Below are 26,363 nucleotides of genomic sequence, written 5' to 3'. Positions count from 1 at the left end.
ATCGACAGCCCGGCGCCCACCGGACAGTATCCATGCGCAGCAATACATTAATGGAATCGCGTACTACTTTGCGAATATGCACGAATTGCAGCAAATCTGACAACAACGGCCGCGTTTCCGGCTTCGGGCCGGCTGCGCGCAAGTATTGGCGCGGATCTAAGGCCGCTGCTCCAGATGCGACCTGAGCTCGTCGATCGAGGCAAATCGCATCATGCCCTCGGGCATCTGCGCCTCGATCGATCCGTCCGAATAGAGCGAATAGGCCATGCCGTCGACGACGCCGGATTTGAGCACGGTCACCGGCGGCTGCTCCTGGGGCGGCGGCGGATGGCCCGATGACGGCGAGGCGGCGGCGGCCGACTGGGCCTCGCCGAAGGTCGATGGCGTCCGGGGGCCGCGCCGCGTGGCAACGTTGACCGACCGCGGCCGGTCGGCCCTCGGCCAGGCATCGTCGAAGGTTGCCGGCGCGGGTTCGGCCGAACCGCCCGGATTCGGGCGCAGTTCCGGCGACAACAGATCCGGCGTGAGCGGCTCGGCGGCACGCCCCTGGCTCCGCTCGCGCTCCTTGCGCGAGGAGGAGAACAGCAGATTGCGCCGCTTGGGCGGCGCAGCGCCATCCGCGGGCGCGGCCGCCGGTGCGGGCGGCGGCACCTCGCCTGATGCGCCGCGCGAGGCGATCTCGTCGTGCCAGGGCGGCGGCGCTGCGGGAGCGGATGGCGGGAACGCTGGAGCCAGCGGCGGAGGCGCCGAGACCTTCGGCTCAGGCGGCGGGAACACCGGATCGTCGGGAGTGCCGCGCGGGGAAGTTGCAGACGGCGACCCGGACCGCAGACCCACCGCAACGACGGCATCGAGCCGGTCGCCCATGGCCTGGAGTTCGCGAAGGATGGCGGCAAGGGCCAGAACAATCACGCCGGTACATGCGCCGGTCACGCCGGTCGCGATCAACGTGCCGCCGACGCTGAATTCCTTGTTTGGAATTCCGAGGCCGATCGCCGCCAAGCCCGCCACGACCAGGCCCGCGCCGACGACCATCAGACCAACCTTCATCGAACTAACCCCCGGGAGACCCGACCGAAAATCGGCGCGGGCCACCAACGCCACGATACCGTCATATTGCTCACACCGCCAACCGCCAATTGTAGACAGAGTTCCCTAAAATCCCGCTTAACCGGGCGCGATGCGCTGCTTCACCGCGGCTGCAGCGGCTGTCGGGCAGCCAGCTCCCGTAGATTTACTGGCTACGAATTGCTGCCAATTTATTGCAACGCATCTGGGAAATTACGCCACAATTACCAATTACTTGGAAACGGAACTGCGCTATGGATGCCGGGGAATGAGGCCCTAAAGCGCCAATCTGGGCCACAGGCACGCCGGTATCACTAGCTATGTCATCGATTACGACGTCTGCCCTCGAGGCGCCTGCGCGGCGCTCGGTGGAGAAGACCTGCGACGATCTCGCTGTCCTCGTCCTCGGTGTGGTCGCCGTGGTCGCCGGCTTGACGTTCCGCGATTACGGTCTGGGCTGGGACGATTACACCCACGCTGAATATGCCGACCTCCTGCTGCGCATGTACGGGTCCGGGTTCAAGGACACCGGCGCGCTGTCGTTTGCCAATCTGTATATGTACGGCGGCGGCTTCGACATGGCCGCGGCCCTGCTGCACAAGATCATTCCGCTCGAACTGTTCGAGACGCGCCGCCTGCTCGGCGCGATCGTCGGCGTCATCGGCCTTGCCGTAACCTGGCGCCTGGCACGCCGCGTCGGCGGCCCGCTGGCGGGACTGGCGGCGCTGCTGCTGCTGGCGCTGTGCCCGACCTTCTACGGCCACATGTTCATGAATCCGAAGGATGCGCCGTTCGCCGTGGCGATGGTGGTCCTGATCATGGGCCTGGTCCGCCTGATCGAGGAATATCCGGCGCCCTCGCCGCGCACCATCCTGATCGTCGGCCTCGGCGCCGGCCTGTCGATCGGCTGCCGCGTGCTTGGCGGGCTCGCATTGATCTACGCCGTGGTCGGCTTCGTCCCGCTCCTGATCGAGGAATTCCGCAAGCAGGGCCCGCGCGAGGCGACCCACCGCTTTGCCCATGTCGTCTATGTACTGCTGCCGGGGCTTGTGCTGGGCTATCTCGTGATGGGCCTGATCTGGCCGTGGTCGATCATGGAGCCCGGACACCCGCTCGAAGCGGTGACCTATTTCTCGCACTTCTTCGAGAAACCGTGGAAGGAGATGTTCGACGGCGCGCTGGTGTCGGTGCCGGACATGCCGTGGTCCTATCTGCCCACCTTGTTCGCGCTGCAGCTTCCCGAAGTGCTGCTGGTGCTGCTGGCCGCCGCCGTCGTCATCACCTTGATGTCGCTGTCGCGCTACGACGTCACCGCAAAGCGCAAGTCGATCATGCTGATGCTGACGCTGGCGGCGACGCTGCCGCTGGTGATCGCGATGGTGAAGCGGCCGGCGCTCTATAACGGCATTCGTCACTTCATCTTCGTCATTCCGCCGATGACGGTGCTGGCCGGCGTCGCATTCGCGCGCGGCATGGACTGGCTCGGCGAGAACCGCCGCGCCTGGCAGCCCGCGGCGCTCGCCGTGTTCGCGTTCGGCCTCTTGCTGCCGCTCAGCGAAATGATCCGCCTGCATCCGTATCAGTACACGCACTTCAACCACATCGCCGGCACGGTGCGGACCGCGGACAACTTCTTCATGCTGGACTATTGGGGCCTGGCGCTGAAGCAGGCATCCGACGGGCTGCGCGAGCAGCTGGCGGAGCGGCAGGAAGTGCCGCCGCAGAACCGCAAGTGGAAGGTCGCGGTGTGCGGACCGCAGCGCCCCGCGCAGGTCGCGCTCGGCCCCGATTTCACGATCGGCTGGGACAGCAACGCCGCCGACTTCGCGATGACGCTCGGCGAATTCTACTGCAAGGGCCTGGCCGCGCCGGTCATGGTCGAGATCAAGCGCGACGACGTCGTGTTCGCCCGCGTCTATGACATCCGCGGCCGCAGCATCTCGAGCCTGCTGGCGATCCCGGCGCCGTAACGCATCAGACTGGCCCACTGACGATCGCCGTTCGGATCGTGGGCCGCATGCCGACATGACTGTCACGCCGTTACCCTGCCTTGCTGCGGTCCGGCGGCGGCGCTACGCTTGGACCAACCAATAACGCCATCAATGGAGCAATCGGCCATGTCGCCAGCGGAAGCGCGCCTGAAGGAAGTGCCGTCGGATATGAGTGCGGCGGAATGGGAGCAGCGGATCAATCTCGCCGCCTGCTACCGGCTGGTCGCGCTCTATGGCTGGGACGATCTGGTCGATACCCACATCTCCGCCCGCGTGCCGGGGCCCGAGCATCACTTCCTGATCAACCGCTACGGGCTGATGTTCGACGAGATCACCGCGTCGAGCCTCGTCAAGGTCGACCTCGACGGCAACCAGCTTTCGAAGAGCGACTACAGCATCAACCCGGCCGGCTTCACCATCCATTCGGCGATCCACGAGGTGCGCGAGGACGCCGGCTGCGTGCTCCATCTGCACACCGTCGACGGCACCGCGGTGTCGAGCGGCCCCGACGGGCTGCTGCCGCTGAACCAGACCGCGCAGCTCGTCACCCACGACCTCGCCTATCACGACTATGAAGGCATCGCGCTCGATCATGACGAGCGTCCGCGCCTGCAGCGCGATCTCGGCAGCAAGAACCATATGCTGCTGCGCAATCACGGCACCCTGACGGTCGGCCGCTCGGTCGCGTCCGCGTTCGAGCGGATGTACCATCTGGAGCGCGCCTGCTCGATGCAGGTGGCGACCCGCGCGCTCGGACCGATCGCCTATCCGGTCGACCAGCATGCGATCGACAAGAACACTGAGCTGCTCTCCAACCCGGACCGCGCCGAGCTGCGCTCGACCCAGCTGGTCTGGCCGCCGCTGCTGCGCAAGCTCGACCGGGTCAATCCCGGCTACCGTGATTGAAATTTCACAATCTTCGGGTAGAGTGCTCGCCAACACCCTCTGCACTATCGGCATCAAAACGCCGCCCAATTCCGGGCGGCGTTTTTACGTTCGGGGGCCTGGCCGAGACCCGTAGGATGGGTAGAGCGCAGCGAAACCCATCACGCCTCAGCATCAAGACCGCTCACCGGACGCTCCATCCGTTCTCTCCCCGTCGCCAGCCCAGTCCTCTGGGTAGACTCCGAGCCTGACCATGCGATGAAACGACGAATACGGCCAGTCCCTCACCCGCTTCACGAGGCCGTGCTTGAGTGGATTGATGTGCACGTAGTCGATGTGACGAGAGAGGTCACTTTCATCCCGGATCGTGTGCTCCCAGTAGCGTCGCTGCCAGATGCCGCGTTCCGACCTGGCCGCTCGGCTACCCGAAATGAGTTCGCCGACCGGAAGGCTTCGTGAAAATGCCGATTTGATCTGCCGCCAGCGCGTCGCAAAGTCAGCATCACCTTCCGGCAAGCTCCAAACTGCATGGAGGTGATCGGGCAGAATGACAATCGCCTCGGTCGTGAAAGGATGCCGTTCGCGCGTTTCACGGAAGGCGGCGCGCAGTTGATCGATGTGGTCTGTCAGCAATCGCAGACGCCGGTCCTCTAGATTGACCGTGAAGAAGAAACTGCCTCCAGCAATGAAATTACGACGATAGGTGACCATGACTGATCGCAATGAAGAAGCGATGGGTTTCGCTTCGCTCTACCCATCCTACATCCGAATCAAAACGCCGCCCAATTCCGGGCGGCGTTTTTACGTGAATTGCCCTTGCGCTATTTGGCGTCGGCGAACGCCGCCAGGATCCGCGCCCAAGAGCGGATGCCCTTGTGGTAGCTCTTGAGGTCGTACTTCTCGTTCGGCGAATGGATGTTGTCGTCGTCGAGCCCGAAGCCGATCAGCACGCTGTCGAGGCCGAGCGTGTGCTTGAAATCGGCAACGATCGGGATCGAGGCGCCGGAGCCGATCAAGAGCGCCTCCTTGCCCCATTCGTCGGTCAGCGCGCGGCGCGCGGCTGCCAGCGGCTTCATGTTCCAGTCGAGCGCGATCGCCGGCGCGCTGGAATGGTCGGTGAACTCGGCCTTGCAGTCGGCCGGCAGGCGCGCCTTCACATAATCGCGGAACGCCTTGCGGACCTTCTCGGGATCCTGTCCCTCGACCAGGCGGAACGAGACCTTCGCTGACGCCTCGGCCGCGATCACCGTCTTGGAGCCCTCGCCGGTATAGCCGCCGACGATGCCGTTGATGTCGCAGGTCGGGCGCGAGGAGACCTGCTCGATCAGGAGCCGGTCCTTTTCGCCGGCGGGCACCGAGAGGCCGATCGGCTTGAGGAAGCTCTCCGGCGTCAGATTGAGCTGCTTCCACTGGGCCAGAATATCCGGCGGCAAATCCTTCACGCCGTCATAGAAACCCGGGATGGTGATGTGGCCATTCTCGTCATGCAGGCCGCCGAGGATCCGCGTCAGCACACGGATCGGGTTCTGCGCGCCGCCGCCGAACACGCCGGAATGCAGGTCGCGATTGGCGGCCTTGATCTTGACCTCGTCATAGACCAGGCCGCGCAAGGACGTGGTGATCGCCGGCGTATTCGGGTCCCACATACCGGTGTCGCAGACCAGCGCGAAGTCGGCCTTGAGGTCGTCCTTGTTCGCCTCGAGGAACGGCACGAAATTCTTCGAACCGATCTCCTCTTCACCCTCGATGACGATCGTGATGTCGACCGGCAGCGATCCCGTCACCGTCTTCCAGGCACGGCACGCCTCGACGAAGGTCATCAACTGTCCCTTGTCGTCCTCGGCGCCGCGCGCGACGATAATCTTGCGCCCGTCGGCATGGTCGGTCACGACAGGCTCGAACGGCGGACGATGCCAGAGATTCAGGGGATCGACCGGCTGCACGTCGTAGTGGCCGTAGAACAGCACGTGCGGGCGTCCGTCGGCCGAGCCGTTCAGCTTGCCGACCACGGCCGGATGGCCGGCAGTCGGCCGCACTTCGGTCTTGAAGCCGAGGGTCGCGATATCCTTGGCGAGATGATCGGCAGCCGCCTTGCAGTCATCAGCGAAGGCCGGATCGGCCGAGATCGATTTGATCCGCAGCAGCGTGAACAGCCGCTCGAGACTGTTGTCGAAATCGGCGTCGATGCAGTCGAGGACGGGCTGCAGCTTGGCGTTGGACATCGCGGATATCCTTTTTGTTGGACGTTGCGCCAGGTTGTAGCGCGCCGGCCGCGGGAGGCAAAGCCGGTCGGCCGGCCGGCGCGATGCTATCTGCGCAGCAACCCACCGAGCGCGCCGCGCACCAGCGCCCGGCCGATCGAGCCGCCAACCGAACCGCCGAGCGATTTGCCGAGATCGGCGGCCACGCCGCCGATCACCTTGTCGGTCACCGAGCGCGTGACGCTGCGCGCGATCACCTGTCCGGTCGACATGCGGCCGCGCTTGACGTTGGTGCCGAAGATCGTGGACGCGATCGAACCGAGTTGGCCGAGGATGCCGCCCCCCTCGCCGCCAGCGCTGCCGTCCGCCGGCGCCGCCGTCCCGGCGAGCCGCTTCTGGATGATCTCGTAGGCGGATTCGGCATCGACCGCGGTGTCGTATTTGCCCTTGACCGGGCTCGCATCCATGATCGCCTTGCGCTCCTCCGGCGTGACCGACCCGATCCGCGCCGACGGCGGGCGCACCATGACGCGCTCGACCATCGACGGCGTGCCGCCGCCCTCGAGGAACGACACCAGCGCCTCGCCCTTGCCGAGCTCCATGATCACCCGCGCGGTGTCGAGCTTCGGATTGGGCCGGAAGGTCTGTGCGGCCGCGGCAACCGCCTTCTGATCGCGCGGCGTGAAGGCGCGCAGCGCGTGCTGCACGCGGTTGCCGAGCTGCGCCAGTACCTTGTCCGGCACGTCGATCGGATTCTGCGTGACGAAATAGACACCGACGCCCTTGGAGCGGATCAGCCGCACCACCTGCTCGATCTTGTCCATCAGCGCCTTCGGCGCGTCGGTGAACAAGAGATGCGCCTCGTCGAAGAAGAACACCAGCTTCGGCTTCGGCAGGTCGCCGGCCTCCGGCAATTCCTCGAACAATTCCGAAAGCATCCAGAGCAGGAAGGTGGCGTAAAGCCGCGGGCTCTGCATCAGCTTGTCGGCGACCAGGATATTGACGATGCCGCGGCCGTCGCGGTCGGTGCGCATGAAATCCTTCAGCGTCAGCGCCGGCTCGCCGAAGAACTTGGCGCCGCCCTGGTTCTCGAGCACCAGGAGCTGACGCTGGATCGTTCCGACGGTCGCCTTGGATACATTGCCGTAGCCTTGCGCGGCCTTACGGATCGGCGCCAGCGGATCTTCCTCGTCGTCGGCAGCCTTCTTGCTGCCGTCCGGGGCGATCGCATCCAGCAGCGCTCGCAGGTCCTTCATGTCGATCAACGTGAGGCCGTTCTCATCGGCGACACGGAAGGCAACATTGAGCACGCCCTCCTGCACGTCGTTCAGATCGAGCATCCGCGAGAGCAACAGCGGTCCCATCTCGGTGACGGTGGCGCGCACCGGATGGCCCTGCTCGCCGAACACGTCCCAGAATACGGTCGAGAACTGATCCGGCTGGAAGGTCAGGCCCATCTCCTTGGCGCGCTTCAGGATAAAGTCCTTGGCCTCGCCGACTTCGGAGATACCGGAAAGATCGCCCTTGATGTCGGCTGCGAAAACCGGAACGCCGGCGCGCGCAAATCCTTCAGCCATGACCTGCAGCGTGACGGTCTTGCCGGTTCCGGTCGCACCGGTCACAAGGCCGTGGCGGTTGGCCAGCGCAAGCGTCAGCCAGGCTGTTTCCTCGCCCTTGCCGATAAAGATCTTCTCATCGGTGTCGGCCAACTTGGTGTCGGACGTCGCCATCGCTTCGCCTCTTAACGCGATTTTAAATCGGCTCGATCCATTCGAACCGATGACATCATATTGCATCTTGCAGGTCGATTGAAACCATCGGCGCGCACTGATGTATATTGTCGCTCCACCAGTTCCTCATACTTTATTCCCGGCCAAGTGACGAAAGGCATTGCGCATTGCGACAAGATGGTGTGAATCCGCCGCTCAATCTTGCAGAGGTGCAACACTCCCGACGCGATCGAAAAAGAAAACGAACTGAAATGCGCGGATCGCTTGTATTTCGTGACACAGGCGCTCAAGATAAATCTTCAAGAATGATCCGGCAAAAACCGGTTGAGGCGGGGCAATATGGACGAATTGGTTGGGCAGCTGGCCGCGAAGGCCGGCATCGACGGTGCTGTCGCTGAAAAAACCATCGGCATCGTTCTGGGTTTCCTCCGTAACGAGGGACCTTCCGACAAAGTTCAGGCTCTGATCGACCAAATCCCCGGCGCCGAAGCGGCAATCGCCGCCTCCAACAACAGCGGTGGTCTATCGCGGTTGATGGGTGGCGGTCTGATGGCTGTCGGCACCCGGCTGATGGCGCTTGGATTGAGCATGAGTGAGATTCAGAACGTCGCGCGTGAACTTTTCAGGTTCGGCCGCGACAAAATCGGAGCGGATCAAATGGGCGAGATCATCTCGGGGACACCGGGCCTCAGCCAGTTTGCCTGAAGCATTTTCCCAAACGCCATTGCACGTGCGCTCCCTTCTACCTGCATACGAGTATCATGACATACCCCCTCTCCGAGATCGAAGGCCTGTCCGCCTATTGCGCCACCAAACTGAAATCGCAGGGTATCCGCACGACCGACGCACTGCTTGAAGCCGCCCGCACCGTCAAGGGACGCAAGGCGCTCGCCGCCAAGACCGGGATCAGCGAACAACAATTGCTCGAATGGGCCAACATCTCCGACTACATGCGAATTCCCGGCATGGGCAAGGCGAAGGTCGGCCTGGTCCGCGCTGCCGGCGTCACCACCGTGCGCGAGCTCGCGCACCGCAACCCGTCGCGGCTCGCGCAGAGCATGAAGGACGCCAATGTGCGGCGTAAGCTCGTCCGTGTGATGCCGTCGGAGAAGTCGGTCGAGCTGCTGATCGAAGAGGCACGCAAGCTGCCTCCCAAGATCACCTATTAGCCTGTCTTAACGGCATTCGGCCGCCGGCCGCGTCACCCGTCATCGCCACACCTTGACTTGCCGCTGCGGTCAGCGCAAAGCCACCGCATGATGGCGAGCAAGCCCATAGCATCGACGGTGACCGGCCCGGCCGTATCGGCGGTGCTGCCGGCGCTGTTGTCGCGGCCCTATCCGGCCGTGATGGGCATCCTGAACGTGACGCCGGACTCGTTCTCCGACGGCGGCCAGTTCGCCGCACCCGAAGAGGCGCTGGCACAGGCCCGCAAGCTGGTCGCCGAGGGCGCCGATATCATCGACATCGGCGCGGAATCCACCCGTCCCTACGGCTCGCAGCCGGTCACCGCCGAGGCCGAGATAACGCGGCTGAAGCCGGTACTGGCCGACGTGATCGCGCTTGGCGTGCCGGTCTCGATCGACAGCATGAAATCGGAGGTCGTGGCCTGGGCGCTCGACCACGGCGCGGCGATCGCCAATGACGTCTGGGGCCTGCAGCGCGATGCCGGCATGGCGCCGCTGGTCGCCGCTCGCGGCGTGCCCGTAATCATCATGCACAATCGCGAGCAGGCCGATCCAGCGATCGACATCATGCAGGACATCGCCGCCTTCTTCGAGCGCTCACTCGCGATCGCCGCGAGCGCCGGCATTTCGCCCGACCGGATCGTGCTCGATCCCGGCATCGGCTTCGGCAAGACCCCTGAGCAGAGCATGATCGCGCTGGCGCGACTCTCCGAGCTCGACGCGTTCCGACTGCCGCTGCTGGTCGGCGCCTCGCGCAAGCGCTTCATCAGCACGGTCGTGGCGTCGGAGCCGCAACAGCGGATCGGCGGCTCGATCGCGGCGCATCTGATCGCCGCGCAGAACGGCGCCCGCATCATTCGCGCGCATGACGTCGCCGAAACCGTTCAGGCGCTGCGCGTGGCCGCAGCAATCGAGGGACAGCAATGACCGATACGATCTTCATCACCGGGATCGTCATCCATGCCCGTCATGGCGTGATGGAACATGAGACCGAAGTTGGGCAGCGCTTCGTCATCGATCTCGAGCTCTATACCGACCTCTCGGAATCCTCGCGCACCGATCGCCTCTCCGACACCGTCTCCTATTCCAACGTGGTGGCGACCGCGACATCTGCATTCAAGAACACCAACTACAAGCTGCTGGAGCGCGCCGCGGGTGCGGTGGCCGAGGACATCCTGGCGAGTTTTCCGCGCATCCGGGCGGTCAAGGTCACGGTGCACAAGCCGCACGCGCCGATCGCCGCGATCTTCGACGATGTCGGCGTGGTACTGACCCGCTCGCGCCATCAACCGCCCCAGGGGTGAACGCCGATGGCTGACGTCCTGATCGCCCTCGGCGGCAATGTCGGCGACGTCCGCACCACGTTTCGCAAGGCGATCGCCAATATCTGCGGCATGACCCAGGCCGCGCTTATCGCACGCTCGTCGGATTATTCGACGCCGCCCTGGGGCGAGCAGCAGCAGCACAGCTTCGTTAACGCCTGCATCGAGATCGAGACCAGTCTCGATCCGCACGCGCTGCTGTTCACGCTGCACAAGATCGAAGCCAAATTCGGCCGCGACCGCAAGAACGAGCAGCGCTGGGGGCCGCGCCCCCTCGACCTCGACCTGATCGCCTATGACGACGTCACACTGAACAAGCCGGAACTGACGCTGCCGCACCCGCGTTTGTTCGAACGCGCCTTCGTCTTGGTGCCGCTCGCCGAGATCGTTCCTGACCGCGTCATCGCCGGGCGCCGCGTCGCCGATGCGTTGGCCGAGGTCTCCGCCGACGGTATTTTCCGTCTAGCGGACCTCGATTAAAGCCAAACCACCGCAAACAACCGTTTGGCTTGGCCGCCCGCCCGTGGCAATTTCCGGCCAAATCAAGGGGCCCCGCGCGGGGCCGGTGAAGGACGATTTGGGCGGATGACGACCTCGACTGACGATTTGGCTCTGGCTTCGGATTTTCGACCTGCGACCTATGACGACTGGCGCAAGCTGGTCGACGGCGTGCTGAAGGGTGCCCCGTTCGAGAAGCTGGTCGGCAAGACCTATGACGGCCTGAAGATCGATCCGATCTACCGCCGCGCCACCAATTCAAGCCCGCTTGCCGGCCGCGCCGCCGCTGCACCCTGGCAGATCCTGCAGCGGGTCGATCATCCCGATGCCGCACTGGCCAATGCGCAAGCGCTGCAGGATCTCGAGAACGGCGCGACCGGCCTCGAATTCGAGTTCGCCGGCGGTCCCGGCGCGCGCGGCTTCGGTCTTGCCGATGCCAGCAAGAAGACGCTGGCGCGCGCCTGCGGCGGCGTCCATCTCGATGCCGGCATCATGATCGCGCTCAACCCGGTGATCGGCCGCGAGAACGCCGGCGAGACCTTTGCCGACATGGTCGAGGCCCGCAAGCTCGACCCGGCCAAGCTCGATCTGCATTTCAATTACCAGGCGCTCAGCACCATGGCCGTGCGCGGTGCTGCGGCCATCGCCTGGCCCAACTACGAAAAGTCGTTCGGCCAGGTCGTCAATGGCCTGATCAAGCGCGGCTTCAAGGGGCCGTTCGTGCTGGCCGACGGCCGGCCGATCCATGATGCCGGCGGCTCCGAGGTGCAGGAACTCGCGTTCACGCTCGCGCTGGGCCTCGCCTATCTGCGCATGCTGGAAGGTGCCGGCATCGATCTCGATGCGGCGCGCGCGGGCATCTCGTTCCGCCTCAGCGCCGATGCCGACCAGTTCCTGACCATGGCGAAATTCCGCGCGCTGCGCCGCCTTTGGGCAAGGATCGAAGAGGCGTGCGGGCTTGCGCCGAAGCCGATCTTCGTGAACGCACAAACCGCCTGGCGCATGCTGACCCAGCGCGATCCCAATGTGAACATGCTGCGCGCGACGATCGCGACCTTTGCGGCCGGGCTCGGCGGCGCCAATGCGATCACGGTGCTGCCGCACACGCTGGCGCTCGGCCTGCCCGACGACTTCGCCCGGCGCGTGGCGCGCAACACGCAACTCGTGCTGCTCGATGAATCCAACCTGGGAAAGGTGTCCGATCCCGCGGCCGGCGCCGGCGGCATCGAGACGCTGACCTCGCAGCTCTGCGAGGCGGCATGGACGCTGTTCCAGGAGATCGAGAAGGCCGGCGGCATCTTCGCCGCGCTCGAGCAGGGGCTGCTGCAAAACAAGGTCGCCGCGACGCGATTGCTGCGCGAGACCAATGTGGCGAAGCGCCGCGACGTGCTGACCGGCGCCAGCGAATTTCCGGATCTGCGCGAGGCCGCCCCCGCGGTGCTGGATGTGAAACCATCAGCGCCGGCGTCCCTCGCCGGCGCCAAGGTGAAATTCGACGCCCTCGCGCCGACGCGGCTTGCCGAACCTTTCGAGGCGCTGCGCGACAAATCGGATGCCGCGCTGAAGGCGCATGGCGCACGGCCGAAGATATTCCTGGCCAATCTCGGCACCGCCGCGGACTTCACGGCCCGCGCGACCTTCGCCAAGAGTTTCTTCGAAACCGGCGGGATCGAGGCCATCGACAGCGAGGGTTTTGCCGACGCGGCGGCGCTGGCCGCGGCCTACAAGGCCTCGGGCGCCACGATGGCGTGTATTTGTTCCTCGGATAAGGTCTATGCCGCCAGCGCCAGTGAGGCCGCCAGGGCCCTTCAAGGCGCCGGTGCAAGGCATATCTATTTGGCAGGGCGGCCCGGCGACCAGGAAGCGGCGCTGCGGGCGGCCGGCATCGGCGAGTTCGTCTTCGCCGGCGGTGATGCGCTGGCGACATTGCGCGAGGCCTATCGGCGGATGGAGCAGACATGAGCGCAGAGACACCATCGACACCGGTTCTGACCGGCGGCTGCCAATGCGGCGCCGTCCGATTTGCCGTCTCGGCGGCGCCGACCCGGATCAGCATCTGCCACTGCCGGATGTGCCAGAAGGCGTCCGGGGCGCCATTTGCCTCTTTCGCCGACATCGATCGCAACGACTTCAGATGGACCCGCGGCAAGCCTGCCGCGTTCAGGTCCTCCTCGATCGCCGAGCGCGACTTCTGCGCGGCCTGCGGAACACCCCTGAGCTTCCGCCGTATCGACGGGCCGCGGATCGAGATCATGACCGGCGCCTTCGACCGGCCCGACCGGGTGATACCGACGCAGCAATTCGGAACCGAGTCCCGCCACGGCTGGGTGGTCGGCATCGCCAACCTGCCGAGCCAGACCACGATGCAGAATTACGGACCGGACAAGATGGCGACGATCGTCAGCCATCAGCATCCGGACCATGATTGAGTTGGAAGCTACAGCGATTGATCGAACGCAATCGCCAGTTTGAGGAAGCCCAGGAATGACCCGCATTCCCAATTTCGCCGATGTCGCCTTCCAGCCCGTGGCCACCACGGCCCCGGCTGCGAGCGCCGAGCCGTGGCTGACGCCCGAGGGCATCCCGGTGAAGTCCGTCTACGGCGAGGCCGATCTCGGAGGCATCGACTTCCTCGAGACCTGGCCGGGCATCGCGCCCTATCTGCGCGGCCCCTACCCGACCATGTATGTCAACCAGCCCTGGACCATCCGGCAATATGCCGGCTTCTCCACGGCGGAGGATTCCAACGCGTTCTATCGCCGTAACCTCGCCGCCGGACAGAAGGGCCTGTCGGTCGCGTTCGACCTCGCCACCCACCGCGGCTATGACTCGGATCATCCGCGCGTCTCCGGCGACGTCGGCATGGCCGGCGTTGCGATCGATTCCATCTACGACATGCGCACGCTGTTCGCCGGCATCCCGCTCGACCAGATGAGCGTGTCGATGACCATGAACGGCGCGGTGCTGCCGATCCTCGCGCTGTTCGTCGCGGCTGCCGAGGAACAGGGCGTGCCGCCGGAGAAACTGTCGGGCACGATTCAGAACGACATTCTGAAAGAGTTCATGGTGCGCAACACCTACATCTATCCGCCTAGCCCCTCGATGCGGATCATCTCCGACATCTTCGCTTACACCTCGCAGCGGATGCCGAAATACAATTCCATTTCCATTTCCGGCTACCACATGCAGGAAGCCGGCGCGACGCAGGACCTCGAGCTCGCCTATACGCTGGCCGACGGCGTCGAATATCTGCGCGCCGGGCTTGCCGCAGGCCTCGACGTCGATCGTTTTGCCCCTCGCCTCTCTTTCTTCTGGGCGATCGGCATGAACTTCTTCATGGAAGTCGCCAAGATGCGCGCCGCGCGGCTGTTATGGGCCAAGCTGCTCAAGCAGTTCAACCCGAAGGATCCGCGCTCGCTGTCGCTGCGCACGCATTGTCAGACCTCGGGCTGGTCGCTGACCGCGCAGGACGTCTTCAACAACGTGATGCGCACCACGATCGAAGCGATGGCGGCAACCCAAGGCCACACCCAGTCGCTGCACACCAACGCGCTCGACGAGGCCCTGGCGCTGCCGACCGACTTCTCCGCGCGCATCGCCCGCAACACCCAGCTGTTCCTGCAGCAGGAGAGCGGCACCAACCGCATCATCGATCCCTGGGGCGGCTCCTATTATGTCGAGCGGCTGACCCGCGATCTCGCGCAGAAGGCCTGGGGGCACATCCAGGAGGTCGAGGCGCTCGGCGGCATGGCCAAGGCGATCGAGGCCGGCGTGCCGAAGCTCAGGATCGAGGAAGCATCCGCCAAGACACAGGCGCGGATCGATGCCGGCCGGCAGGCGGTGATCGGCGTCAACAAGTTCAAGCCCGAGAACGAGAAGCCGATCGACGTACTCAAGGTGGAGAACTCCACCGTGCGGCGGCTGCAGATCGACAAGCTGGCGCGGCTCAAGAAGGAGCGCAACCAGAACGACGTCGACGCGGCGCTGGCCGCCCTCACCCGCTCGGCGGGCGAAGGCAACGGCAATCTGCTGGCGCTGGCGATCGACGCCGCTCGCGCCAAAGCCACCGTCGGCGAGATTTCGGACGCCATGGAAAAGGTGTTCGGCCGCCACCGCGCCGAGATCAAGTCCATCACCGGCGTCTACAAGCGAGAGGCAGCGGCGATGTCCAACAAGGTCAAAAAAGTGCAGGCCCTGATCGATGCGTTCGAGGAGGCCGAGGGTCGTCGTCCTCGCATCCTGGTGGCGAAAATCGGCCAGGACGGCCATGACCGCGGCCAGAAGGTGATCGCATCGGCCTTCGCCGATGTCGGCTTCGACGTCGATATCGGACCGCTGTTCGCAACCGCCGATGAAGCCGCCCGTCAGGCGGTCGAGAACGACGTCCACATTCTCGGCGTCTCCTCGCTTGCCGCGGCGCATCTCACCGCGGTGCCCGAATTGAAGGCCGCGCTGAAGAAACACGGCCGCGACGACATCATGATCATCATCGGCGGCGTGGTGCCGCCGCAGGATTACGACGCGCTCTATGCCGCCGGCGCCGAGGCGATCTTCCCGCCGGGCACGGTGATCTCGGATGCCGCCGAGGAGTTGATCCACAAGCTCAACGCCCGGCTCGGCCATAGCGCGGCGGCGGAGTAGATGATAGATTAGCGGGATTGCAAGGTCCCAAACCATGACACGCGAAGAGATCGTGGCAGCGATACGAGAGAATGCCGATGCCATCAAGGCAGAGGGCGTGTCGAAGCTTGCGATCTTTGGATCGCGCGTGCGCGGCGACTATCGGCACGACAGTGACGTCGATGTGCTGGTTGAAGTCGAGCCCGATGCCTCGTTTTCGCTACTCAACCTGATCGGCGTCGAGCATATCATTGAAGACGCGACGGGCTTGCAGGCGCAAGCAACGATGAAGCGATCCCTTCCTCCTCGCCTGGCACAACGAATTGCCGACGATATTCTCGAAGTATTCTGACGTGCAGCCAACCGTTGCAGACCGCATAGGCCACATTGCCGCAGCGATCGATAGCATTCGGGACATAACGGCCGGGCAAACCCGCGAGAGCTTCACCAGCAATCTGGTGATGCGGCTGGCCGTGGAGCGGCTGCTTGAGATGATCAGCGAAGCATCAAGGCACATTCCAACCGATTTGAAGGCCAAGGAAACAGGTATCAACTGGAGGCGATTGGCCGATCTCGGAAACTGGTTGCGCCATGCCTATCATCGGACCGACGCTGGCTTGCTATGGATCATGATTGAGGATGATCTGTTGCCATTGAAGGCGTTCGTCGATCAACTCGCCAGGGAATCGAAGCATTGACTATCATCGTGAAGTGGGCCGTTGCCCTGATATCGGGCTTCGTCTTCATTTCCCTCGCCATCGCCGCAGACCCCAAGCCTGAAGCCACGATCAGGAACGCGAACATCGAGGCCAACGTCTATCTCGACGACAAGATCAAGGCAGACAGCGCGCTGGCGGCCGATTGCCTCGGCGAGGGCAAGAAGTGGATCGAGAAGAATGCCGCCGCGGCTGCGGCCGACCGCAAGCAGGAGCCTGAGCTTTTCAAGGATCGCGGCGGCTACTCGTTCGAACGCAAATACTCCGAGCGCTCCGTCGTCGACGGCCGCTATGTGAGCGTGCTGCGCGACGACTACATGGACACCCACGGCGCGCATCCGAACTCCGACGTCAACACCATCCTGTGGGACACCACGGCGAAGAAGCGCATCAGCATCCGTCCCTTCTTCACCGAGACGACGGACAACGGCCCGACCCTGACGGCGATGCGCAAGGCCATCGTCAGCGCGCTCAACGCCGAGAAGAAGCGGCGCGGCGCCGGCGAGACCGCAACCGCCGAGTGGTACAAGGAGTTGAAGCCAACCCTGCTCAAGATCGGCGCCGTGACGCTGGCGCCGTCGACCGTGTCAGGCAAGAGCTCCGGCCTCACCTTCCACTACCCGCCCTACGCCGAAGGCCAGTATGTCATCTTCGTTCCGTGGGAGACGCTGAAGCCGTATCTGACGGCGGAAGGCGCAAAAATCTTCGCCGGCGCGCGGCCGAAGGGCGATACGGACGAGCAGCAATAAGGCTTCATCAACAAGCCACGCCAGCGCCGATCCGCGTTCCCCTCGCCTGCCATGGCCAGCCGTTGTAAACCAACCCCATGATCGCATCGAAGCCTGCTGCTCCCGACATCAGCGCCCTCGCCAAGGACCTCCGTGCCGGCCACCGCGCCGCGCTGGCGCGGGCGATCACGCTGGTCGAGAGCCGGCGCGGCGATCATCAGGCGGCGGCGCGCGAGCTGGTGCAGGCGCTATTGCCCGACACCGGCAAGGCGGTGCGGGTCGGCATCACCGGCTCGCCCGGCGTCGGCAAGTCGACCACCATCGATGCGCTTGGCATGTTCCTGATCGAGCGCGGCCACAAGGTCGCGGTGCTGGCGGTCGATCCCTCCTCGGCGCGCACCGGCGGCTCGATCCTCGGCGATAAGACCCGGATGGCGCGGCTCGCCGTCTCCGACCAGGCCTTCATCCGTCCCTCGCCCTCCTCGGGTACGCTCGGCGGCGTCGCGGCGAAGACCCGCGAGGCGATGCTGCTGTGCGAGGCCGCCGGCTTCGACGTGGTGCTGGTCGAGACCGTCGGCATCGGCCAGTCCGAGACCGCGGTCTGCGACATGACCGACTTCTTCCTGGCCTTGATGCTGCCGGGCGCCGGCGACGAGCTGCAGGGCATCAAAAAGGGCCTTGTCGAGCTCGCCGACATGATCGCGATCAACAAGGCCGACGGCGACAACCTCAAGCGCGCCAACCTCGCCGCCGCCGACTATCGCAGCGCGCTGCACATCTTGGCGCCGCGCTCCGAGCACTGGCATCCGCCGGTGGAGACCTATTCCGCGCTGACCGGCGCCGGGCTCGACCGGCTCTGGCAGAAGATCCTCGACCACCGTACCGCGATGAACGCCTCGGGCGAGTTCGCCGGCCGCCGCCGGGAGCAGCAGGTGAAGTGGATGTGGTCGATGCTGGAGAGCCGGATGATGGCGCGGCTGCGCGCGGATGCCGCGATCCGCGCCAGGGTGAAGAAGATGGAGGCCGAGGTCGCCGGCGGCCGCATCTCGCCCGCGGTCGCCGCCGAACAGATCGCGGAGATGCTGCATTGAGCGGCAGGCTGCGCATCCTCGTCACCGGCTTTGGGCCGTTTCCGGGTGCGCCGTTCAACCCGACCATGCCATTGGTGAAGCGGCTGACCGCCCTGCGCCGCCCGGCCTTCGACGACGTCGCGCTGTCGAGCCACATCTTCGACGTCACCTACGCGGCCGTCGATCGCGAATTGCCGGAGCTGATCGCAGAACACCGCCCGCAGGCGCTCTTGATGTTCGGCCTCGCCGGCCGCACCGACTATCTGCGGATCGAAAGCCGTGCCCGCAACGCGGTGACCACGCGCTTCCCCGACGCCGGCCGCCAGCATGCGAGCAAGGGATCGATTGAGGGCGGCGCCGATGCGCGCATGTTCGGGCCTCATACTGAAAAATTACTGCGCGCCGCGCTGGCGACCGGGATCGACGCGCGAGCCTCGCGCGACGCCGGCAGCTATCTCTGCAACTATCTGAGCTGGCGCGCGATCGAGGCCGTCAACCGCGACAATGACTTGCGCCTCGCGCAATTCGTCCACGTCCCGCCGCTCGCCCATGACGGCACGGCTGCACCCGGCAAATCATCGATCACGCTGGAAGCGCTCGTCGATGCCGGCGAGGCCATGCTGATGGAGCTGGTGAAACTGACCCGGCAGGGCTCGCGCGCGTGAGCGCGCGGATCGGGCGGTGTAAGTACACGCCCCTAGTTGGCATCGCGCGTACGCAAGCTCAACCGTAGACCCCAGCAAATGCTAAAATTGGATCGAATGACGAGGTCTGCAACGGCCATTCAGTGTCGTCCCGGCGAAGGCCGGGACCCATAACCACGAAAGATCATTGTTGAGCGTCGCTGCAATGACGAGTCCCGTTCACAACACAAGCCGCAGCGTATGGGTCCCGGCCTTCGCCGAGACGACGCCTGGGAAGGAGCCGTGGGCCCGCATCTCCCCGGTGTCGGGCCCGCGCATACGCGCGTGATGACACCGGGGAACGCCTGTTTGACAACGTGAAGCGGTTGCACCCGCGATTAACCCTACCGTCAACAATCGCCCCGCTGCGTCGGCGTATTCACCATGCCGCGCCGCCTTTCGCGCTACCACTCGACCCGCGAACGTCACCGCTCGCGAATGTTGCGAGGGCCATGCCCATGGACGTCAACCGCCGCCATCTGATCGGAGCAACCGCCGCCGGCGCGGCCGGCGCGCTCGCAATGTCGCCTGACGCTGCGCGTGCCGCAGCGCCGTCGACCGGCTCGCTCGGCCGCGACGTCACGCAATATGGCGTGCGCCCCGGCAGCCCCGACGACCAGACCCGCAATTTGCAGCGCGCGATCGACGACGCCGCGCGGGCGCAAGTGCCGCTCGCGTTCCCGCCCGGCGTCTACCGCACCGGCCTGTTGCGGCTTGCGCCCGGCAGCCAGCTGATCGGCGTGCGGGGCGCCAGCCGGCTGGTGTTCAACGGCGGCGCCTCGCTGCTGGAAGGCGAAGGCGCCGGCGGCGTCGTCCTGATGGGCCTCACCTTCGACGGCGGCAACGTGCCGCTGCCGAACCGGCGCGGCCTCGTGCACTGCCTGTCCGGCCGCGACATCCGCATCACCGATTGCCGGTTCACCGGCAGCGGCGGCAACGGCATCTGGTTCGAGCAGATGTCGGGCGACGTCAGCAACAACGTCTTCACCGAGATCGCGACCACGGCGCTGGTGTCGTTCGACGCGATCGGCCTGATGGTGTCGCGCAACACCATCAAGGGCACCAACGACAACGGCATCGAGATCCTGCGCACCGCGATCGGCGACGACGGCTCGATCGTCGCAGACAACCGCATCGAGGACATCAAGGCCGGCCCCGGCGGCTCCGGGCAGTACGGCAACGCCATCAACGCCTTCCGCGCCGGCAACGTGATCGTGCGCGGCAACCGCATCAAGAACTGCGACTTCTCGGCGGTGCGCGGCAATTCGGCCTCCAACATCCACATCACCGACAACAGCGTCAGCAATGTCCGCGAGGTCGCGCTCTATTCGGAGTTTTCGTTCGAGGCCGCGGTGATCGCCAACAACACCGTCGACGGCGCCGCGATCGGCGTCTCCGTGTGCAATTTCAACGAGGGCGGCCGCATCGCTGTGGTCCAGGGCAACATCATCCGCAACCTGCTGCCGAAGCGCCCTGCAGGCACCGACCCGAACGACGGCGCCGGCATCGGCATCTATGTCGAGGCCGACAGCACCGTGACCGGCAATGTAATCGAGAACGCGCCGACCTTCGGCATCGTCGCCGGCTGGGGCAAGTACCTGCGCGATGTCGCGATATCAGGCAACGTGGTCCGCAACGCCTTCGTCGGCATCGGCGTCTCGGTGGTGCCGGGCGCGGGCACGGCGCTGATCAACAACAACATGATCTCGGAAACCCCGCGCGGCGCGGTGGTCGGGCTCGACCATTCCCGCCCGATCACGCCGGATCTGTCGGCAGGCGGCGCCCAGCAATATGCGCAGCTCGTGGTCGGCGCGAACGCGGTGCGGCGCTAGAGCGTTTTCGAGCGAAGTGGATACCCGTTCGCGTGAAGAAAACGCGTCAAAACAAGAATCTAGAGCCCCGTTCCGATTCAATCGGAACGGAAAAGGCGCTAGATTCGGAAAAGGGCGAAGCGGCTTTTCCTCGCGACAAACGCGGAACGCGCTTGCGCGGAGATCATGCTCAAAAAATAAGCGAGAGCGGTCGCCTACAGCGCGTTGCGCAGCAGCGGATAGCGCCGCTGGATGGTGTCGAGATCGAGCACCGGCGGCGGCGCAGCCGGAGCGGGCATTTCCAGCGGCGGCGCGTCGGCCACCGTGGGCGGCTGCTCCAGCACCTCGGCCGCTGTTTCCAGCGCGGCCGCGACCGCCTTCATCGCCGCCTCGGCCAGGACCGCAGCCTCCGGCCGGCGCTCGGGCGGCGGCGAGATGGCGGCCGGCGGCAGTTTCGACCTGCCGCGGCCGAGCCAGGCCAGATCGATCGGCGAATTGTCGAGCGAAGCTTCGCGGGTCAGCAATTCGCGCCAGATGTCGACCGCGGCGCGGGCTTCCCTGATGTTCTCGAGAAAGGCCTGCTCGCTGTGATAGCGCCGCCAGCGCCCGGTATCGAACAGTTCGGTAAGGTGCTCCAGCCTTTGCTCGGCGAGGTTGCACCAGCGTGCAACGATCTCCTGGCCTCTGGCCACGTCGGTCCGATGTGTCATTCAACTTGCCCGCAGGAAAAGAAACGGACGCAGACGCAACCGAACGAACCGAACCGAATCAACTGGACGTGACGCCGATATTCTGTGGAAAAGGTAAATAAAGTCTAACTAAATTCTTAATCGCGAACGGGCGATCGAAGAAGTCCGCTCTACTACGGAGTTTCTCGCTCGAACTGCCTCAAGTCATCGACTTGCCGTGGTGGCGATGCGCACCGCTCCTGGGGCGGAATGATCCACAGCAACCGCCGCCGTCGCGCGCTTGCCCATCCCGCTGCGATCGGTCGACGCCATCGCGCCGCGCACCGTCGAGTCCGTCATGCAAGGGGTGCCCCCAAAATGAAAGACCCGTCCGGGGGGACAACCGGACGGGTCAAAGCCATATGGGCGCTTGGGGTGGATGGGCGCTCGCGCCTGATATAGCCGGGGAGGGTAAACCGCTCCCACACACATAAGTCGTGAGAGGAAGGCGGACGTTCAAATCGCCGGCGATTTTTTTAACCTTCTCGCGCCGCGGTTCTATCGCACCGTTGCAGGCGTTCGGCGTCGAAAATCACTGCGCAGCACGGCGATTTGCAGCGGAATCCTCCGATGCGATCGACGGCGCGGGTTCATTCGACGTGCGGCTCACGGAAGTGTTATTGCCGTCGGCCTGCTGTGCAGGCTGCGACGGTTTGTCCGCGGCAGAGGCAATGGGAGCACTGGTCGCCGCCATCACCGCGGCAAGCGCATCCGCTTCTCCCGCACCGAACAGATCGTCACGTCCAGGTGTCCCGAGATCGCGCGCCGTGCTGGTCAGGACCCGTCGCACCTCGGCGGGCTTCAATGCCGGATTGCGTTCCAGCACCAAGGCCGCGATGCCGCTGACGAACGCGGCCGAAAACGAGGTGCCCGACATCAGCTGGTATTTGCCGTCAGGCACCGGCACGAGGAGGTCGGCGCCCGGGGCCGCCAGCGCGATATGGCTGCCGCGGTTCGAGGCCGCCATGAGCCGGTCGCCGGCATCGGTGCCACTCACCCGCGATCACGTCGGGATGGGCGGCCGGATACAGCGGCGGCGATGTCGGACCGGCATTGCCGGCCGCGGCGACCAGCACGACGTCCCGTGCCGCGGCGGCTGCCACCGCACGCTCGACCAGGGCGTCCTTCGGTCCGGCAAAGCTCATGTTCACGATCTGCGCGCCATGCGCCACCGCGTAGTCGAGGCTCCTGAGGATCACATAGGAGGTGCTCCCGGCGCCGCCCGCGACCGCACCGAAGGCGCGGATCGCCAGGATCCGCACTTCCGGCGCGCTCCCCGTGAGCCTGACACGCGCCGCAATCGCGCCGGCAATGGCGGTGCCGTGGACGTATGGAGCATCGTTGCTGCCGAGCGCGTCGAACGTATCGGCGACCGTATTCGCCAATTCCGGATGGGCGGCGTCGACGCCGGAGTCGATCACGGCAATGGTGACATTCATCCCGCGCGCCAGCTTGTGGGCCGCGGGCAGATGCAGCTGTGTCTGGGCATATTGCGCCGGATCGCTGCCGCCCGACGCCTTCTGGTCCTGCAACGCGTAACGGTAGTCGGGCTGTACGGAGCGGACGCCGGCATCGCTTGCGAGCTCGCGGCTCGCCGTTTCGGCCGAACGATTGCCCAGGATGCGGAACAGGCCGATCGTCGCACCCAGCAGCGCGACATTCTGCGAGGCGATCCGCCTCAACCCATGACGGCGCGCGAGTGCATCGGCCTCCGCCTCCGTCAAGGCACCGTCGATTTCGGCCACGAGCTCATTCGGCACGGTTCGCACGCTCGACGCATCCTGTGCACGCAAACTGCCGCCACCGCCGGCCCTACCCTTCCGCGTTGCGCCCTTGCCGCCGCCGTTGCCGGCAACCGGCCGGTCGGAACATTGGCCGCGATCGCCGTCATCGCAGCTGGCAGAGAGACGGGGCGCGGGGCGCACGGGGGACGGCACGCGCAATCGCGGCCCATCGTAGGTCCACGACGTGGCCGGGCCGCGGTCCACCGTCGGCGGCATGCGGCCAACTGGGCCGCCGAACCCGCCGGCGGGATTGCCACCAACCCTTCCCATACCGGGATTGGCCCGCAACCCGGGCGAGACCTGTGGCGCGCCACCGGTCGGCGATCGCATGAAATTCTGGGCGGAGGCGGAGCCGGCAACACAGACCAGCAACAAGGCTGCGGCTGCGCCGATCGCGTGGTTCGTCAATCTGGTCCGGCCGTTGGCGGCCATGGTGACCTCAACTCGGCGCAGAACCGTCAGCCGCCGACTACGGCGTTTCGACCGCGAGGCTGACGATCTTCTCCTTCTGCAAACGCGCAATCAGCGCAGCGACGCTGCTCTTGTCCATTGCGCGGAACTGCAGCCGGAACATCCCGCCCTTCCCGTCGAGGATCGAGGCCTGGTAATTGTCGAGTAGCGACGTGATGTCGGCGACCCTGGCATCGGGTGTGAAGCGCACCAGCAGCCGGGTCGGCGTCGCCGCCACGCTGGCGCCGAGGTCGCGGGTGATCGGCGCACTGGGCGCGACCGGCGCACTGCGCTCGGCGACATCGAGCGACGCCGTCTGGAACAAAGCCGGCTGGCTGCGCATCAGCACCGCGCCGATCACGCCCGCCTGCAACAACACCACGACCGCACCGAGGCCGGACGACCACGCCAGCGTCCGCGGCGACAATTTCGAAAAGAACTCCGAGACAGAGGCCGACATGCGCGCGCCCATCGACGGCTTGTGCTCCGGCTCGGCATCGATCGCGGCGAACAGCTTCTGCATCGCGCGCGCCGAGGGCGCACCGAGGCTCTCGTTGAGGCCGATGGTCTCGGCATATTCCTCGCGAATGACAGCATATTGCCGGGCGAGCTCCGGATCGCTCGCAAGCGCGTCCTCGACGCGGCGCGTGTCACGCGCGTTCAGCGTGCCGGCCGCGTGCCAAGGCAGCAGCATCTCGATATCGTCAGGCTCTTGCACCTTTGTTCTCGCAGCCATCATGGCCAACCTCGCTCGACACCGGCTGCCTTCAGCAACTCGGCAAGTTTCTTGCGCGCATAGAACAGGCGCGTCTTCACGGTATTCTCCGGAATCCCCACGATCTCAGCGACATCTTCCACGGATTTCTCGTGATAGTAGACAAGATCGACAATTTCCCGATGTTCCGCCGATAGTCCCGTCAGGCACCTACGCAGCGTGTCACCGGTGTCCTTCTTCTGCACTACCGTTTCCGGATCGTCGGACGTGTCCTCGATCGCGTTCGCGGCCTCATCGTCCAGCTCGGCGTCCTTCCTTCGCCGCAGCGAAGACAACGCCTTGAACCGGGTAATCGCCAGAAGCCAGGTCGAAACGGCGGATCGTCCCTCAAACTTGCCCGCCTGACGCCACACGTCCAGAAAGACCTCGCTGATGAGATCTTCCGCCACCTGTTCGTCCCGCACGAGCCGAAGCCCGAAGCGGTACACCCTGACATGGTGCCGCCCGTACAGCACCTGCATGGCAAGCCGGTCGCCTTGAGCGATCCGAGCGATCAGAACGTCGTCTGAAGCCGCCTGTGTCGCGCTCAATGCCCGTCTCGCAAAGTTGGTCTGAAGGGGGCGGTGCGTGGTTCGACGCGAGAGCCAAGATTCTTCACATTACGGCAATGTCCGCACTGCATGTGTGATCTATGCCACAGTCGGCGCTTCCAATGAGGAAAAATCAGCCGAGGCTCGATAAACGGTATCATAATAGTGAAAACTCTCGCGGACAGGCACCATCCGGCGCGACCATACCAAGGCTTTATCGGCACGCCAGCACCGTCGCGAAATCCGCCACGGCGCAGGCTTGCCGCACATCGCTCCCGCCTCGCCTCCGCGAACGGATTCCCCTTACGAAACAAGGGCGATGACCGGGTTACACCGGGGTAGATTCGGTTCCAAAAGATACCAAACCTAAAGGCTTTCCCACGTAGATTTTCGCCGGATTTCACCAATGGCGGGACCATGGGCAGCGCTGCGTCGTCACTTCCCAGACCGATCGCGGGCGCATCGGAAAGCGGCCGTCCCAGGCTGACGGCCGAGCGCCTGGCGCGCCGGGCCAAGCAGCGCCGCCAGATCCAGTCGATGATCGCGGCCTGCTTCGTGCTCGACGCCGTCGTGCTGCTGATCTACGCGCATGGCGGCACCACGTCGGTTTGGGTGGCGGCCGCCTACGCGCTGACCGGCCTGTCTTTGGTCGCCGTCTACGTGGTGCTCTCCGAGCGCGGCCTTCACGAGCGATTCCGCGACCACTATCTGGTCGCGCCGCAATCGGCGATCAACATGGTGAACCTGCTGGTGTTCACCTACATCGCGCCGGAAGTCGGCGTGCTGTTTCTCTGCAACCTGTTCGTGGTGTTCGGCTTCGGCGCGCTGCGCACCTCGGCGCGGCAGACTGCGATAGTCTGGACCGTCATGGTGCTGGGCCTCGCCGCGCTGTTCCTCGGCACCGACAAGGCGATCGGGATGCCGACCGCGACCCGGATCGATCGCCTCGCCACCATGCTGGTGTTCGCGCTGACGATCGGGCGCTGCATGTGCCTCGGCATCTTCTCCAGTTCGATGCAGCAATCGCTGTACCAGAGCGGACTGAAGCTGAAGGAGGCCTACCGGCGCATCGAGGAGCTCGCGGAGCTCGATGAACTGACCGGCGCCTCCAATCGCCGCAGCATCATGCGCACGCTCGAAGAGGAGATCGCGCGCTGCGCGCGCAACGGCAGCTCCTGCGCGGTTGCGCTGATCGACCTCGACCATTTCAAGCGCATCAACGACGTCTACGGCCATCCGATCGGCGACGAGGCGCTGCGCACCTTCGCCATCGGCATGTTCGCCAACCTCCGCAGCGTCGATCGCTTCGGCCGTTACGGCGGCGAGGAATTCTTGCTCGTGCTGCCCGACCTGTCGCAGGATCAGGCGATGCGCGCGCTCGAGCGGCTGCGCGCGATCATCGCCGATCTCGACTGGAGCGCATTCTCGCCGGGCATGCGGGTGACGATCTCCGCAGGCGTCACGACGCTCAAGCCGCGCGAAAACTCCGATACGTTGCTCGCCCGCGCCGACGGCGCGCTGTACGCAGCCAAGGCCAGGGGACGCAACCGCATCGCCAGCGCCTGAAATCCATTTCCCTCTTCGGC

Annotated in this window: 24 protein-coding genes and 1 pseudogene; 17 read left to right on the top strand and 8 right to left on the bottom strand. The window is 65.1% G+C overall.

Annotated features, from left to right (window positions below; genetic code table 11):
• Positions 1–156: 156 nt before the first annotated feature.
• Positions 157–1,050, bottom strand: a complete 894-nt coding sequence (locus tag J6525_RS02510; RefSeq protein ID WP_225641814.1) for a DUF308 domain-containing protein — start codon at positions 1,048–1,050, stop codon at positions 157–159.
• 338 nt (positions 1,051–1,388) lie between these two features.
• Here J6525_RS02510 and J6525_RS02505 point away from each other — a divergent pair, with 338 nt between their 5' ends.
• Both J6525_RS02505 and J6525_RS02500 read left to right on the top strand, forming a co-directional pair.
• Complete coding sequence (locus J6525_RS02505; RefSeq protein WP_137476441.1) at positions 1,389–3,038, top strand: glycosyltransferase family 39 protein; 1,650 nt, start codon at positions 1,389–1,391, stop codon at positions 3,036–3,038.
• Positions 3,039–3,185: 147 nt separating this feature from the next.
• Positions 3,186–3,965, top strand: coding sequence for a class II aldolase/adducin family protein (locus tag J6525_RS02500; RefSeq protein ID WP_225641811.1), 780 nt, complete (start codon positions 3,186–3,188; stop codon positions 3,963–3,965).
• Between the two features lie 153 nt (positions 3,966–4,118).
• Here the strand turns inward: J6525_RS02500 and J6525_RS02495 are convergent, their stop codons facing one another.
• The 3 genes from J6525_RS02495 to J6525_RS02485 all read right to left on the bottom strand — a co-directional run bounded on the left by J6525_RS02495 (position 4,119) and on the right by J6525_RS02485 (position 7,875).
• Positions 4,119–4,655 (bottom strand): REP-associated tyrosine transposase, encoded by a 537-nt coding sequence (locus J6525_RS02495; protein WP_225641809.1) that lies wholly within the window; start codon positions 4,653–4,655, stop codon positions 4,119–4,121.
• Between the two features lie 110 nt (positions 4,656–4,765).
• Positions 4,766–6,166, bottom strand: coding sequence for a M20/M25/M40 family metallo-hydrolase (locus J6525_RS02490; RefSeq protein ID WP_225641807.1), 1,401 nt, complete (start codon positions 6,164–6,166; stop codon positions 4,766–4,768).
• 86 nt (positions 6,167–6,252) lie between these two features.
• Positions 6,253–7,875, bottom strand: coding sequence for a helicase HerA-like domain-containing protein (locus J6525_RS02485; RefSeq protein WP_225641805.1), 1,623 nt, complete (start codon positions 7,873–7,875; stop codon positions 6,253–6,255).
• A gap of 339 nt (positions 7,876–8,214) precedes the next feature.
• Here J6525_RS02485 and J6525_RS02480 point away from each other — a divergent pair, with 339 nt between their 5' ends.
• The 14 genes from J6525_RS02480 (at position 8,215) to J6525_RS02415 (ending at position 20,531) form a co-directional block, all read left to right on the top strand.
• A complete protein-coding gene (locus J6525_RS02480) occupies positions 8,215–8,580 on the top strand; it encodes a hypothetical protein (RefSeq protein ID WP_016841849.1) in 366 nt (121 codons plus the stop codon).
• Positions 8,581–8,636: 56 nt separating this feature from the next.
• Positions 8,637–9,044 carry a DUF4332 domain-containing protein gene (locus J6525_RS02475; protein WP_018270650.1) on the top strand — a complete coding sequence of 136 codons (408 nt, stop codon included), beginning with the start codon at positions 8,637–8,639 and terminating at the stop codon, positions 9,042–9,044.
• An 87-nt stretch (positions 9,045–9,131) separates the two neighbouring features.
• Positions 9,132–9,989, top strand: coding sequence for a dihydropteroate synthase (folP, locus tag J6525_RS02470; RefSeq protein WP_225641804.1), 858 nt, complete (start codon positions 9,132–9,134; stop codon positions 9,987–9,989).
• Positions 9,986–10,366, top strand: a complete 381-nt coding sequence (gene folB, locus J6525_RS02465) for a dihydroneopterin aldolase (protein ID WP_016842351.1) — start codon at positions 9,986–9,988, stop codon at positions 10,364–10,366. Before folP ends, folB begins: the two co-directional genes overlap by 4 nt.
• Positions 10,367–10,372: 6 nt before the next feature.
• Positions 10,373–10,864, top strand: a complete 492-nt coding sequence (folK, locus tag J6525_RS02460; RefSeq protein ID WP_225641802.1) for a 2-amino-4-hydroxy-6-hydroxymethyldihydropteridine diphosphokinase — start codon at positions 10,373–10,375, stop codon at positions 10,862–10,864.
• 105 nt (positions 10,865–10,969) lie between these two features.
• The gene (locus tag J6525_RS02455) at positions 10,970–12,844 is read left to right on the top strand and encodes a methylmalonyl-CoA mutase family protein (protein WP_225641799.1); all 1,875 of its coding nucleotides are present in this window, start codon (positions 10,970–10,972) and stop codon (positions 12,842–12,844) included.
• A complete protein-coding gene (locus J6525_RS02450; protein ID WP_225641797.1) occupies positions 12,841–13,311 on the top strand; it encodes a GFA family protein in 471 nt (156 codons plus the stop codon). Before J6525_RS02455 ends, J6525_RS02450 begins: the two co-directional genes overlap by 4 nt.
• A 55-nt stretch (positions 13,312–13,366) precedes the next feature.
• Positions 13,367–15,523, top strand: coding sequence for a methylmalonyl-CoA mutase (scpA, locus tag J6525_RS02445; RefSeq protein ID WP_225641795.1), 2,157 nt, complete (start codon positions 13,367–13,369; stop codon positions 15,521–15,523).
• Between the two features lie 34 nt (positions 15,524–15,557).
• Positions 15,558–15,854: a nucleotidyltransferase family protein gene (locus J6525_RS02440; protein WP_092079466.1), complete on the top strand. Its 297-nt coding sequence runs from the start codon at positions 15,558–15,560 to the stop codon at positions 15,852–15,854.
• Positions 15,826–16,200 (top strand): HepT-like ribonuclease domain-containing protein, encoded by a 375-nt coding sequence (locus J6525_RS02435; protein WP_225641793.1) that lies wholly within the window; start codon positions 15,826–15,828, stop codon positions 16,198–16,200. Before J6525_RS02440 ends, J6525_RS02435 begins: the two co-directional genes overlap by 29 nt.
• A complete protein-coding gene (locus J6525_RS02430) occupies positions 16,197–16,967 on the top strand; it encodes a hypothetical protein (RefSeq protein ID WP_249795886.1) in 771 nt (256 codons plus the stop codon). Before J6525_RS02435 ends, J6525_RS02430 begins: the two co-directional genes overlap by 4 nt.
• Positions 16,968–17,044: 77 nt before the next feature.
• A complete protein-coding gene (gene meaB / locus J6525_RS02425; RefSeq protein ID WP_092079460.1) occupies positions 17,045–18,037 on the top strand; it encodes a methylmalonyl Co-A mutase-associated GTPase MeaB in 993 nt (330 codons plus the stop codon).
• Positions 18,034–18,681: a pyroglutamyl-peptidase I gene (locus tag J6525_RS02420; protein WP_225641791.1), complete on the top strand. Its 648-nt coding sequence runs from the start codon at positions 18,034–18,036 to the stop codon at positions 18,679–18,681. Before meaB ends, J6525_RS02420 begins: the two co-directional genes overlap by 4 nt.
• Positions 18,682–19,157: 476 nt before the next feature.
• Positions 19,158–20,531, top strand: coding sequence for a TIGR03808 family TAT-translocated repetitive protein (locus tag J6525_RS02415; RefSeq protein ID WP_225641789.1), 1,374 nt, complete (start codon positions 19,158–19,160; stop codon positions 20,529–20,531).
• A gap of 194 nt (positions 20,532–20,725) precedes the next feature.
• Here the strand turns inward: J6525_RS02415 and J6525_RS02410 are convergent, their stop codons facing one another.
• The 4 genes and pseudogenes from J6525_RS02410 to J6525_RS02395 form a co-directional block, all read right to left on the bottom strand.
• The gene (locus J6525_RS02410; protein WP_225641787.1) at positions 20,726–21,220 is read right to left on the bottom strand and encodes a TIGR03809 family protein; all 495 of its coding nucleotides are present in this window, start codon (positions 21,218–21,220) and stop codon (positions 20,726–20,728) included.
• Between the two features lie 550 nt (positions 21,221–21,770).
• Positions 21,771–23,454 (bottom strand): annotated as a pseudogene (locus J6525_RS02405) (S8 family serine peptidase).
• A 37-nt stretch (positions 23,455–23,491) separates the two neighbouring features.
• Positions 23,492–24,211, bottom strand: a complete 720-nt coding sequence (locus J6525_RS02400) for a hypothetical protein (protein WP_050387103.1) — start codon at positions 24,209–24,211, stop codon at positions 23,492–23,494.
• A complete protein-coding gene (locus J6525_RS02395) occupies positions 24,208–24,777 on the bottom strand; it encodes a sigma-70 family RNA polymerase sigma factor (protein ID WP_016843228.1) in 570 nt (189 codons plus the stop codon). Before J6525_RS02395 ends, J6525_RS02400 begins: the two co-directional genes overlap by 4 nt.
• 417 nt (positions 24,778–25,194) lie before the next feature.
• On the opposite strand from J6525_RS02395, the gene J6525_RS02390 reads away from it, so the two are divergent.
• The gene (locus J6525_RS02390; protein ID WP_225641785.1) at positions 25,195–26,343 is read left to right on the top strand and encodes a GGDEF domain-containing protein; all 1,149 of its coding nucleotides are present in this window, start codon (positions 25,195–25,197) and stop codon (positions 26,341–26,343) included.
• The last annotated feature ends 20 nt before the right edge of the window (positions 26,344–26,363 follow it).

The sequence above is a fragment of the Bradyrhizobium australafricanum genome (genome assembly GCF_020329495.1).
Lineage (GTDB): Bacteria > Pseudomonadota > Alphaproteobacteria > Rhizobiales > Xanthobacteraceae > Bradyrhizobium > Bradyrhizobium australafricanum.
Note: the sequence above shows the minus strand (reverse complement) of the source record. Positions and strands in the feature narration are given on the sequence as shown.